Origin of the sequence: Mesorhizobium sp. B1-1-5 (genome assembly GCF_006443065.1) — a bacterium.
Classification (GTDB): domain Bacteria; phylum Pseudomonadota; class Alphaproteobacteria; order Rhizobiales; family Rhizobiaceae; genus Mesorhizobium.
The window spans coordinates 1-12856 of sequence record NZ_VFWS01000143.1; the positions used below are offsets into that span (position 1 = coordinate 1).

The following is a 12856-nucleotide window of genomic DNA, read 5'->3' on the forward strand; positions in this document are numbered from 1 at the left end:
GGCGACCAGATCAGGCTGGTGAACCAGTACTATCCCTACAGCACCTCCTACCAGGCCGAGACGCTGGTCTATGGCGATGGCACCTCGATCAGCCTGACCGGTGGCCTGCCGATCGTCGGCGGAGCTGGTAATGACACCCTTAACGGCACCGCCTTTGCCGATACGCTGACCGGCGGAGCAGGCAGCGACACCCTCAACGGCGGCGCTGGCAACGACACGCTGAACGGCGGCGCCGGCAACGATTCCCTCAACGGTGGGTCGGGCAACGACATCTACGTGTTCAACTCCGGCGATGGCTCCGACACGATCAACGACAGCGCCGGAAGCGATACCATCCAGCTCGGCGCCGGGCTGACCGCCGCCAACGTTACCTTCAACGTCTCCGGCTATGACCTGCTGATCAGTGACGGCGTCAGCGGCGACCAGATCAGGCTGGTGAACCAGTATTACACCTCCAGCACCACGTATCAGGTCGAGACGCTGGTCTATGGCGACGGCACCTCGATCAGCCTGACCGGCGGCCTGCCGATCGTCGGCGGAGCTGGTAATGACACGCTGAATGGCACGAGCGGCAACAACTTGCTTTACGGGTTTGCAGGCAACGACACATTGAACGGCAACGGTGGCAAAGACACCTTCATCGGTGGCGCCGGTGACGACACTTTGAACGGGGGAAGCGGAATAGATACCTTCGTGTTTCAGCCAAACTTTGGAAACGATACCATCAACGGCTATGCGGCCTCCGGAACAAATGCCGATGTCATCTCGATAGATCACACGGTCTTTGCTGATTGGGCTACCCTTTTGGCGGCGTCGACCCAATCCGGCAGCGACGTCCTCATAACGGCTGACCCGAGCGACTCAATTCTGCTTAAGAACGTGTCTCTTGCGAGCCTGCAGCAGAGCCAGTTCCAATTTGTCTGACAAGCCCTTTGTTTAGTCAACGACATGCCCGCTCGACTGTCTGCACGCAGCTCAATTAGCCGCTGGGGTGAGGCCGAATGGTATTTAGTCATGGCTGCGTACGGGTGCCGCACGTCGGCGGCAGAGTTCTGTAATGCCCCCCGATCTTGGGCATTTGACCGGCTATGAATAGCGCCGACGCCAAAGAGGCCGATGTACCGGCAGAGCGCCTCGACTCGGGACTCAGGGCGCTGTGCGGAATTGCTGCCTTCTTTCGCATAGCCGCCGACCCCACGCATTTGGAAAAGCAACTGGCTCTGTCCGGGCGTTCGGCCAGCGAAAAAGATCTCGTGCGCGCGGCCAGAATGATTGGTCTCAAGGCTCGCGTCATCAGCGGGTTGAATGCCAGACGCCTTGAGACGATTCCTGTGCCGGCGATTGTTAGAGTCGGCGACGGCTCGTTTCGGGTTTTCGGCGGCAAAAACCCAAGCGGCAAATTCCGGCTCGTCGACCCGATCACGCGTATTGATCAGGAACTGACGATTGAGGATCTGGTCGAGGCAGTTGGCGCACAAGTCATTCTGGTAGGCCGGCGCCTCGGTGGACAGGGTTCAGATCCCCGCACCTTTGGCATCGGCTGGTTCCTGCCGTCTATCTGGCGCTACCGCAAGCCGCTCGGCCACGTTCTGTTGGCTTCGCTGTTTGTGCAAATCTTTGCCCTGGTGACGCCGCTGTTTTTTCAGGTCGTCGTTGACAAGGTCCTCACCCACAAGGGCTACTCGACGCTCTACATCATCGTGATCGGCATTGCCGTCATCGGGCTTTTCGACGTCGGCCTGCAGTACCTGCGCAGCTACGCCCTCTCACACACCACCAATCGCATCGACGTTGAGCTGGGGCAGAAGCTCTTTTATCATCTTCTGCGGCTGCCGCTGGGCTACTTCGAGACCCGCTCCGCAGGGCAGACGGTTGCCCGGGTCCGCGAGTTGGAGACTATCCGAAGTTTTCTGACCGGACAGGGACTGTTTTCCGCCATCGATCTCGTTTTCACGGTGATCTTCATCGCCGTGCTCTTTGCGTATTCCTGGAAGCTCACGCTGATCGTCGTCGGTTCAATACCCCTCTACATCCTGATTGCTTTCCTGGTGCGACCGTCCTTGCGTGAGATGATTAAGGAGAAATTCAACCGTGGTGCCGTCAGCCAGCAGTTCCTGGTTGAGGCGATCGTCGGCATCCATACAGTCAAGGCCGGTGCCGTGGAACCGGTCATGGAGGAGCAGTGGGCCGAACGTCTCGCAGCATATGTTCGCACCGCGTTTGACGCGACAATGCTTAGCGCAGGCGGCCAGAACGCCATTCAATATGTGAGTAAGGCCTCAACCGCCCTGCTCCTTCTGTTTGGAGCCAGAGCGGTGATTGAAGGCGACCTGTCCGTTGGTGGGTTGATCGCTTTCAACATGATTGCGGGACAAGTGGTGCAGCCAGTCCTGAGACTGTCTCAAATCTGGCAGGACTTCCAGCAGGTGCAGATATCAGTTGATCGTCTCGGCGACATTTTGAATACGCCGACAGAGCGCATTCCGCTGACCAGTCTGGTGCTGCCAGCGCCGAAGGGCGCAATCGACCTCAAGAACATAACCTTCCGCTACCGCCCGGGTGCACCCGAAGTGCTGAAATCGGTATCACTCTCGATCCAGCCGGGAGAGGTAGTCGGTATCGTTGGCCCGTCGGGGTCTGGAAAATCCACGCTGACGAAGCTGATCCAGCGCCTCTACGTGCCTGACGAGGGACAGGTTCTGCTCGACGGCATGGATCTTTCCCAGCTCGATCCCGCGTGGCTCCGCAGCCAGATCGGCGTGGTGCTGCAGGAAAATCTTCTCTTCAACCGGACCATCCATGAGAATATCGCATTCGCCAATCCGGCGTTGCCTCGAGCCAAAGTCATCACGATCGCGAAACTCGCTGGCGCCGACGAGTTCATCGCCAGGCTCCCTCAGGGTTATGACACCCTCATCGCGGAACGTGGCGCCAATCTGTCCGGTGGTCAGCGGCAGCGCATTGCTATTGCGCGGGCATTGGCCACCGATCCTCCAATCCTGATCTTTGACGAAGCCACTTCCGCCCTCGACTATGAGAGCGAGCGGGTCATCCAGCAGAACATGCGTCAGATCGTTCACCGGCGAACGGTGATCATCATTGCCCATCGCCTGGCCGCCGTTCGGCCTTGCAACCGCATTATCGGCATGGCGGACGGACGAATCGTCGAAATTGGCAGTCACGCCGAGTTGCTAGCAAAGTCGGACGGCCTCTATGCGCGGCTGTGGGCGTTGCAGAACGACCAGGCAGGTGCCTGAGATGAATGCGAACGCACCTCCGCCTCGCCTCCCGTTGCCTCCCAAGCCCCAAAAGCGCTCCGACCACGAGTTTCTGGCGCCTGCGCTGGAAATATTGGAGACGCCACCTTCTCCCGTTCGGATGGCACTGATCCTGATCGTTTGCGCGCTTGTGACGACCGCTTTGACCTGGACCTATATCGGGCGCCTCGACATCATCGCCACCGCGCAAGGCAAGATCGAGCCGACAGGTAAGGTCAAGGTTGTCCAGCCGTTGCAGACGGGTAACGTCACCCAGATTCTGGCCCGAAATGGCGAGCGTGTTGCAACTGGTCAGGTTGTCGTCGAGTTGGACGCGACCGAAGCAAGGTCGCAGTTGGATGCCCTGGTGCAGCAGCTTGCAGCTCTGAGGGCCGAAGTTGAGCGCCGCAAGAGCGCAGTTGACCTGGTCGCCGAACACAAGGACGGGACGACGGCGATCTCCGTGCCGGTACTCACCTGGACTGAAGCCATCCCTGACGTCATTCGCGCGCGCGAACAGGGGATTCTGCAGAAGGACCTGGAGCGGTTGCAATCCGAGCTGGCTTCCATCGAGAGCCAAATAGCTCAAAAGGCCAGTCATGCCCGCTCCATTACCGAAACCATATCCGCCCAAGAGAGCCTCAATCAGACGCTGCGTGATCTCTCGTCCATGCAGGAGACGCTTGTCAGTAAGCAAGCCGCGTCGAAGGCCCAGTGGCTTGACGCACTCCAGAATCTTAAAACCCAGCAAGTGACGCTGACAACCGAATTGAGCGAGCGGGCGGACGACATGTCCAACATAGACGTGTTGCGCGCCGAGGAGGTGAAGGCACGCAACGCGTTCCAGGCTGACTATATGCAAAAGCTGGCCGACGCCGAAAAGCAAGCCGATGATCTCGCGCACAAGGTGCGTCAGGCCCAATCGCAGCTTGATCACATGACACTGCGGAGCCCGATCGATGGTATCGTTCAAGGTTCCTCGGTGACGACGGTTGGCCAGGTGGTCACCACCGGTCAGGAGTTGATGCGCATCGTCCCCGCGGCAAGCATGATCGATGTTGAAGCTTACCTGCCGAACGAGGATGTGGGCTTCGTGCACATCGGGCAACAAGCGGACGTGAAAATCACAGCCTTTCCATTCACGCGGTATGGGACGATCCCGTCCAAAGTCATCGCAGTTGGAAAGGACGCCATCTCGGCCGATGAAGCCCGGCAGAAGCTCGCGGATCCGTCGCGGGTTACCACCGGCACTTCCGGCGTGAGCATCTCCGACGGTGCAGGGAACCTTGTTTTTCCCATAGCGGTTCAGCTCGATACATCATCCATCAAGGTCGATGGGGCCGTGGTCGATCTGACTCCCGGTATGAGCGTTACCGTCGAGATCAATACCGGTAGCAGGCGGATCCTCGAGTACCTCTTTTCTCCGCTGGTGGAAACTGCCGAGACAGCGATGCATGAACGGTGAGATCTACGGAGAAGTAGAAAGTCAACTGTTCTGGTTCATACGCCGGTCAGGCTCTCCAATGTCCGATGTCGGGAGCATGTGAGCAGGCCCACGCACGCTCCCAAAACGTGGATCGTGCAGTTGCGAGGACATAACTGGCTATATGTAATCTAATCACCGTTGCCTGGACGCTGCCAGCATGCCTCCGCGGGGCTGATTGAACGCGGTTGGCCTCCTCTAGTCACCTAGATCGGGCCCGCTTTCGAAGTTCGCGCCAGGCGCGATCTCTTTTGCGCAGGAGCCACCGTTGATGCCTTGCATGCAGGTTCTTAACCGAACTACCGACTTTAGCGCGATCTTCGCGAAGTCGATCCGGGGACGCGCCCAAAGTCTCAGCTATAGAGTCCCCGTGGTGTTTTCCCGCATGAATTCGCGAGCAACGACTGCCATCTCGGGGCCAACGGGAAATATGCTGCGGTGAATGTTGATGTGGTTACCCACAATTTCCAACTGAAAGGGGTTGTCCAGAGCCCGAATGAAATGATCCGGCGTCGGCTGATGCCCGTGCCATAGATCGTAGAGAGCGGATCGATGCAGCAAAGGCATTCGGCATCAAGCTTGGCGGCGCATCGCGCGGCGCTTTCGACCGGGCGGTGCGCACGGCGGTGACAGACGATCCGCTGTCGGCCGAGCTGATGGACGCCACGCTGTCGGCGCGTGGAGCGCTGTGGCGACAGTGTTGCCGGCTGCACAATCTGGTCGTGAAAATGGTGGCCCGCAGCGAACTGTGCCGACGCTTCATGACGATCCCCGGCGTCGGCCCGGTGACAGCGCTCTCGTTCATGACGGCTATCGATGATCCGTCGCGCTCCGCCGCTCGCGCGATGTCGCGGCCTACTTCGGGTTGTCCTCGCGGCGATGGCAGTCGGGCTCCTCGATCGACGTTCAGGGTCGCATATCGAAGGCCGGCGATGCTGATGTGCGACTCGCTTTACGAGGCGGCTTCGGGCTGATGACGCGCTTCAAAGGCTCCGACAGGTCAAGAGCTGGGGCCAGGCGATCGCCAAACGCTCCTGCCGCTGCGAGGCCTGTGTTGCCGTAGCGCGCAAGCTGCCCGTGATCGTGCACGCCATGTGGAGCGAGGGAACGTTCTACGGCGGCGAACCGAGGCGATGCCGCCCAGCGCGCTCATCGCAAGGCTCGCAGGCTTCTGGGAGCGCCTCGATGAACGGTGCAGCGGAAGTTGAGCGCATGGCGCCAGCACGCTGACGGGCGCCACCTGAGACAAGAGATCCGCTCCGGCGGATGAGGACCGATGCAGACCAGGAACGACGGAACGTACGTTATCTTGCCTGCGGCCGCGCCGATCGTAAGACGGCCGGACCGCGCCGGATTGCCTGTGACGATGCTCCGTCAGTCCGATGGAAAAGTGCGCCACGACGGTTCCAGTGCTGCAAATAAGCAGCGCAACTACCCCGTCGCAGAGCGCGGAAGACTGCACGGCGCATCGGAACTCGACGCCAGAATGCGGAATCGTGGAATGGAGCATAGAATAGTGTATTACCGTAGCTTAGAAGAGGAAAGGCAATGGCGAATAAGTCTAGAGAAGCACAGCCGATTGAGATGGCAAGATAAAAGGGCGCACATTGCGGGGCGGTCGGTTGGTTGTTTTTGCTGGTGTTTTCGCTATTTATCGCACATTGCGAGTCTTTGCTGCAATGTGCGATGTCATCATAAGCAACTGATCCGATGTGGGAATATACAAGGTACGAAGCGCATCCGCTGGCCAACAGGGGGTACGCCACTTGTCCTTCGAAACGTCTTCACTGGAGCCGGCGAACGACTGCCGCTAGAGAGTGTGCAAAAAGCTGACCTTCGCATCAGGCGTAAGCAACCCGCGGTTCGACGAAGAGGTTTCTATTTCTGCCGGAACGCCATGTGCAAGGACGTCGTCAACGGTCCCAGAATATAATCCAGGGCGGTGCGTTCTTCGGTCACGATCATTACCGAGGCCGGCATGCCAGGATAGAGCTGGATCTGCGGCGCGGCGGCGAGATCCTGCTGATCCACCGCAATGTCGGCGACATAATAGGGAAAGCCGGTCTTGGCATCGGTCACACGGTCAGCAGAGATGCGGGTGACACGGCCGTGGATGACCGGCGTCGTGCGCTGCTTGTATGAGGTAAAGCGGACCTCTGCCGTCATGTCAGCCCGGAGGCTGGATATGTCCTCGACGCGGACCTGAGCCTGCACGATCAGCGAATTCCTGGTCGGAACGATGTCGAGGATAGTTTGACCGGGAGAGACGACCGCGCCGGTCGAGAACACCGTCAGGTCCATCACCTGGCCATCATAGGGCGCGCGCACTTCGGCGCGGTCCACGGTGGCCTGTGCGGCAAACATCTTCGGCACCAGGTCGGCAAGGCTCGACTGGGTGTCGATCAACATGGCCGAAAGTTTTGCACGGCGCTCGTTGGTCAGCTGCGCGATCTGGCTTTCGAATTCCGCCTTGCTCTGACGGTTGCCGGCAATCTCGCCCAGCGACTGGTCGATGAGGCCCTGCAGGTCGGAAGCGGAGCGGTCGAGTTCCAGGATGCGCGTGCGCGTCGTCAAGCCGGCCTTCAGCAGCTTGTTCAGGCCCGCCTTCTCGTCCACGGTCGACTTGAGCTGCGCGCGGTAGGACTCCACGCGCGCCTCCTTGCCTTCGATTTGCTCTTCGAGCTCGGCGATCCGCTTTTGCAGGATCTTCGTGGCGCCGGCCATCGAGGCGCGCTGGCTCTCGAGGTCGTTGATCTGGTTGGCCATCGCGTCCTGCAGATAGCCTTGGTGTTCGGCGGAAATATCTTTCGGGAAGGCGACCGCCGGGCTGCCGTCCAGCTCGGCGCGGATGCGGGCATCCGTTGCGCGCAGCAGTGCATATTGCTGGGAGTAGAGGTTGAACTCTGATCGGGCACGCGTGTCGTCGAGCACGACCAGCACATCGCCGGCCTTGACGACGTCGCCGTCCTTCACGCGGATTTCCTTCACAGTGCCGCCGTCGAAATGCTGGACGCTCTTCCGGTTGCCCTCGACCTTCACCATCGCATCTGCAAGCACGGCACCGTTGAGCGGCGCAATCGCCGCCCAGCCGCCGAAGACACCGAAAAACACAACGATGATGAGCAAACCGATCCAGACTGGACCCCGGATCGAATCCGGATTGGTGTCCGAGTCGGCGGCACCCGAAAGACTGCTATAAGTGGTGGCGATGTCGGTCATTGGGTTGCCACCGCAATCGGCGCGGCGCGCTGGTTGAGCAGCGCCACGATCTCGTTCCTCATGCCGAAGGCCTCGACACCTCCGTCCCTGAGCAGCAGGATCTTGTCGACATTGGCCAGGGTCGAAGGCCTGTGCGACACGATGATAATTGTGCTGCCGCGACGCTTCAGTTCCAGCGCGCATTCAGCCAGCGCGCGGTCGCCGTCGGCGTCGAGATTGGAGCTCGGCTCGTCGAGCACGATGAGGTTCGGCATGCCGAACACGGCGCGGGCAAGCGCGATGCGCTGCCGGTAACCGCCCGACAGCACAGCACCGCTCTCACCGATCTGAGTCTCATAGCCTTGCGGCAGGCGGATTATCATCTCATGCACGCCGGCGAGCCGTGCCGCCTCGATCACCTGATGGTCGACATCGGTCTTGAAGCGGCCGATGTTAGCAGCCACAGTGTCGGAAAATAGCTCGATGTCCTGCGGCAGGTAGCCAATATGGTCGCCGAGCGCCTCCCTGCTCCATTGCGTCATGTCGGCGCCGTCCAGCCTGACCGTGCCGCGGCTCGGCTGCATGATGCCAGCGAGGTGACGGGCAAGCGTGGACTTGCCGGCACCGGAGGGACCGACGATGCCGAGCGCCTCGCCTGCCTCAAGCTTGAACGAGACATCGCGCAACAGCACCTTCTGAAGGTTCGGAATGGCGAAGGTAAGCTGTTCGACGGCGATCTTGCCTGTGGGCTTGGGAAGGTTGAACGAACGTTCCCCTTCCGCCCCGCCGTCAAGCAGCTTCTCGACCCTTCGGAGCGCAGCCCGCGCCAAGATAAGGCTGCGCCACAATCCGACGATCTGCTCAACCGGCTGTAGCCCTCTGCCCAGAAGCAGGCTTGCCGCGAACATTGAGCCGCCAGTGATCTGCCGCTCGATGACCAGATAGGCGCCAAGGCCGAGGATCAGCGACTGCATGGTGAGGCGCAGGAAGCGGATTATCCCGGACATTAGCGCCGCCCGGTCGCTGGCCTGTCCCTGCCGGCGGAGCGCCATGCCGCGGTCGCGCCCCCAGCGGCGAACGAGGCCGTCGATCATGCCCATGGCGCGGATGACTTCCGCGTTCCTCAAGCTCATTTCAGTGAAATTGTAGTTCGCGGTGGCGAGGTCGTTGGCCTGCTTTAGTGGCGCCCTGACTATGTATTCGTTGAGCGCCGCCATGGCGATCAGGATCAGCGACGAGCCAAGCGCGAAGAAACCCAGCCAGGGGTGCAGAAGGAAGATGACCCCGATATAGATGGGCGACCACGGCAGGTCGAACAGGGCATGGATGCCGCTGCCCGTTATCACCTGGCGGAACGTGTCGAAATCGCGGATCGGCTGGCTTTGCGCAGCGCCAAGGGACGGCGTTTCGACCGAGGCCGCCAGGATCTTGGCCGAAAGCAGCCGATCGAGTCGCGCGCTGGCGCGCGTCAGGATCGCGGCGCGCACAAGGTCGAGGCCGGCAAGCGCCAGGAAAGCAGCAAGCAGCACCAACGTGAGCATCACCAGCGTCGTCTCGCTGCCGCTGGTGACGACGCGGTCGTAGATCTGCAGCATGTAGAGCGGCGATGCGAGGTAAAGCAGATTTATCGCCAGGCTGAACAGCGCCGCGAACAGGAAATAGCGGCGACAGGCCAGAAGCGCTTCCCTCACAATTCTAGACTTGCTGTTGAAGCTCACATGCCCAGCGGAGAACCGCCCCCTTGTCCAATTGCGTGCCCGGGACCAATCCTACTCACGGGACACGCGGTCCGCTCGTAAACCTTGTGTAAACGTTAATTCGTAAGCTTGAATCCTCGGCCGGCGGGGAACGAGGTGAGCCGCGTGGTGGTCGCGAGCTCCCCCTCTTTCCGTCACACGGCGAACTCGCTCGTTGCGTTGCCGACACCGGTCAGCGTGAACTCTGCCGGATTGTAGGTCACGACGGTATGCCCTTGACCGTCATCTGCGACATTGAAGCCGTTCGCGTCGTATGAGCCGAGCAGGTGAAGCGTTGCGCCATGCGTGCCGTCGGTCACGGTCAGCGTGCCGCCGCTGCCGTCAGCGTTCGCCTGGTAGACGGCCTTAGTTGCCGAGCCGAACAGGATATCGTTGAGGTCCAGCTTGTCGTCGTTGGTGATGCCACCGATCCGCCCGCTGAAGTCGAAGGAATCGTCGAGCTCCAGCGTGCCGGCCGCATTCTGCGCGAAGGTCACATCGGTCGAGGAGGCTGCGCCGAATTCCAGCTTCGAAAGGTTGCCGATCGTGGCATCGCCCTCGCCGGTGACCGCGCCGTGGATGGCGATGTTGCCGCCATTGGCCCACAGAATGCCGGAATTCGCGACCCCGCCAGCGACGATCAGGCCCCCCGAACCGGTTGCCTCCAGCGTGCCGGAATTCGCAACGACGCTGCCGCCGGTGTCTATAACCAAGGCATTCGAGCCGGAGGCGATGATGATCCCCCTGTTGTCGAGGCCGAGCATGCCATCGCCCAATTGGCCGGCGCCCGAGATGGTGTTGTCGACATTGGTCAGCGTGACGTCCGGACCGGTGCCGGAGACGATATTGAGGATACTGTCGGAGAGGACGACCTGTCCGCCGCCCTGCAGCGTCACGCCATGCTGGATGACCTGCAACAATGTTTCGCTGCCGGTCGAGTTCAGCGAGATGAGGCCGCTGTTGTTGACCGTGCCACTCAGCGGCAGCAACGCGCCGTCGCTGAGCGTCATGGTGCCGGGATTGTTGACCACCGGCGTCTGGTCGAAGGCGAAATTGGCGGCGCCGAGCGCGGAGGAATGCACGCCCTCCAGCGTGATTGACTGTCCTTCGCCGAGCGTGATCACCGCATTGCCATTGGCATCGTCGGCCATATGCGCCTGAACGTCGGAAAAGCTCTGGAAGCCGGAATAGCCGATGAGATCGACTTGGTCCGCGGTCGCATCGAAGCTGTGCACGGTGTCGTTGCCGATCGGCTGCGAGAAGACGAACAGATCGTTGCCGCTGGAGCCGGTGAGCACATCGTCACCCGACCAGGCGAAAATCGGCGAACCCGGCGCATAGGCCTCGACATTGTCTGCGACGAACATGCTGCCCGTCGTGCCGTCGGCATTGGTCCAGGTCAGATGCACGTCGAGCACCGCCGCGCCGGCGAAATCAGCGGGCGTGGTGACCGTCAGCTCGTGGACGGCGTTGGTCTGCACTGTCCAGGACCCGTCGGCGTTCTGCGTGGCGCCGTCGATGGCCCAGCCGGAAGGCAGATCCTTCACCGTGACAGTGACAGCCTGGCCTTCCGACGGATCGATCAGCGCAAGATTGATCGGCTCGCCGGCGGTGCCCGCGGGAGCAGTGAACTTGCTGCTGCTTCCGCCACCGCCATTCGTTTTGAACGTAACGCTATCCACCGCTGTACTGGAATTGTGTGCCGCGCTGTTGTCGGTGACGACGGCACTTATTTGATGGACGGAGTTGCTAACCGGGAATGGAGCCACGCCGTCAGTAAATATATGCGTGAAGTTTCCTGTCGCTGCTCCCGCAGCCAATTCCGCAGCGGTGAAAGTGTAGATCAGAACGGGCGCTCCCCCACCGATGCTATCATACAATTGGATGCTCTGAATCCCGCTAGCATCCGTCGCGTGGACGGTGAAGGTTGACTCCTGCTGGCTCGACGAAAGCTGGTGGCTAATCGACGCACTTGGTGGTGTGACGTCGCTACCCGTGACATTGATCGTCGCCGAGGCGGTGCTGGAGTCCGTGCCGCCATTGGCCGTGCCGTCCCCATCCACCAGCGTATAAGTCACCGTCTTGGCGATGGCGGGGCTGGTCGCATTGGAATAGAGGATATGGTCGGCCAATGCCGCGGCCGCCGCTTGTGTGGCGCTGGCGTTGAAAGTGATGACGAGGTTCGACCCGTTCGTGCCGCCGCTGAACGTTCCGATGACCGTGCCGCCATAGGTCACGTTGCTGCCGCTGACGCCGATCTGACCGGTGCCCGTACCCTGGTTCTGGATGGACAGTTGGTCGGCCGATGTACCGTTTGCCGTGAAGGCAACGGTCAGCGAGCCGCCGCCGAAATCGGGGGAGTCGATGTCCGTTATTGTCGTCGCCGGCGCGATCACCGTCGCGGCCGAACCGGCCGTGTAATTCAGGCTTGTCGAGTTTCCCGTCGGTGCCCCATTGAGATCGATCTCCGGCGCGTCGTTGGTGCCGAGGATATCGATATGAACCGAAGTGTGCGTACCGTCGGCGCTGACTACATCGAAGTTCTCCACGTAGTGCTGACCGGCGACGAATTCGTCGTGGGCTGACGATGCTGTATAGGTCCAGGCACCAGCTGTATTGATGACGAAGGTCCCATAATTGCCAGACGTTCCAGCTTGGGCCACAAATGTCGATGGGCTGTCGACATCTGAGATCGTCAGGCTGCCGGAGGTGCTTATCGCAGCCGCTGCATTGCTTTCCGTCAGGTTGACGGAGGCGGACGACAGAACCGCCGCGTCGTTGGCGCCGTTGATGGTCACGGTGACCTGCTGCTGGGTGCCGTCGATCGTGGTCACGGTGAAGGTGTCGGTCAGATGATCGCCGACATTGAGCGCCTGGACGGCGGCCTTGGTGTTGTCGAGCGTGTAGGTCCACACGCCGCCGGCCGTCATCTCGAAGGTGCCGTAGCCATTGTCGGTGGCCGCCCCGGCGGCGACCGCCGTAAAGCTGTTGGGCGTGTTGTCGACGTCGGTGTCGGTCAGCGTGCCGCTCGCCGTCGGCGTCCCGGCGTCGGCATTGGCCACGCCGCCGGCCTCAACGACCGTGCCGCTCGAGGTGCCGGAGATCACCGCCGCGTCGTTGGCGCCGTTGATGGTCACGGTGACCTGCTGCTGGGTGCCGTCGATCGTGGTCACGGTGAAGGT

The 12856-nt window shown here is 61.0% G+C and carries 6 protein-coding genes and 1 pseudogene; 4 read left to right on the forward strand and 3 right to left on the reverse strand.

The window, feature by feature from the left end:
* The 4 genes and pseudogenes from FJ980_RS26695 to FJ980_RS26710 form a co-directional block, all read left to right on the forward strand.
* A partial coding sequence (locus FJ980_RS26695; protein WP_140546670.1) for a calcium-binding protein occupies nt 1–924 on the forward strand: 924 nt, incomplete at its 5' end.
* Between the two features lie 164 nt (nt 925–1088).
* Nucleotides 1089–3257, forward strand: a complete 2169-nt coding sequence (locus FJ980_RS26700; RefSeq protein WP_140546671.1) for a type I secretion system permease/ATPase — start codon at nt 1089–1091, stop codon at nt 3255–3257.
* 1 nt (nt 3258) lies between these two features.
* Nucleotides 3259–4722, forward strand: a complete 1464-nt coding sequence (locus tag FJ980_RS26705; RefSeq protein WP_181181310.1) for an HlyD family type I secretion periplasmic adaptor subunit — start codon at nt 3259–3261, stop codon at nt 4720–4722.
* A 572-nt stretch (nt 4723–5294) separates the two neighbouring features.
* Nucleotides 5295–5970, forward strand: a pseudogene (locus FJ980_RS26710) (transposase); the annotation flags it as partial.
* Nucleotides 5971–6618: 648 nt separating this feature from the next.
* Here FJ980_RS26710 and FJ980_RS26715 read toward each other — a convergent pair.
* The 3 genes from FJ980_RS26715 to FJ980_RS26725 form a co-directional block, all read right to left on the reverse strand.
* Nucleotides 6619–7959, reverse strand: a complete 1341-nt coding sequence (locus FJ980_RS26715; RefSeq protein ID WP_140546673.1) for an HlyD family type I secretion periplasmic adaptor subunit — start codon at nt 7957–7959, stop codon at nt 6619–6621.
* The gene (locus FJ980_RS26720; protein ID WP_246676566.1) at nt 7956–9629 is read right to left on the reverse strand and encodes a type I secretion system permease/ATPase; all 1674 of its coding nucleotides are present in this window, start codon (nt 9627–9629) and stop codon (nt 7956–7958) included. The genes FJ980_RS26715 and FJ980_RS26720 overlap by 4 nt, the downstream gene beginning before the upstream one ends.
* Nucleotides 9630–9829: 200 nt before the next feature.
* Nucleotides 9830–12856 (reverse strand): VCBS domain-containing protein (locus FJ980_RS26725; protein WP_140546675.1); only part of this gene is annotated, 3027 nt, incomplete at its 5' end.

Coding starts and splice junctions, on each gene's coding strand:
- FJ980_RS26700 (WP_140546671.1), top strand. CDS start 1,089: ATGAATAGCGCCGACGCCAAAGAGGCCGATGTACCGGCAGAGCGCCTC.
- FJ980_RS26705 (WP_181181310.1), top strand. CDS start 3,259: ATGAATGCGAACGCACCTCCGCCTCGCCTCCCGTTGCCTCCCAAGCCC.
- FJ980_RS26715 (WP_140546673.1), bottom strand. CDS start 7,959: ATGACCGACATCGCCACCACTTATAGCAGTCTTTCGGGTGCCGCCGAC.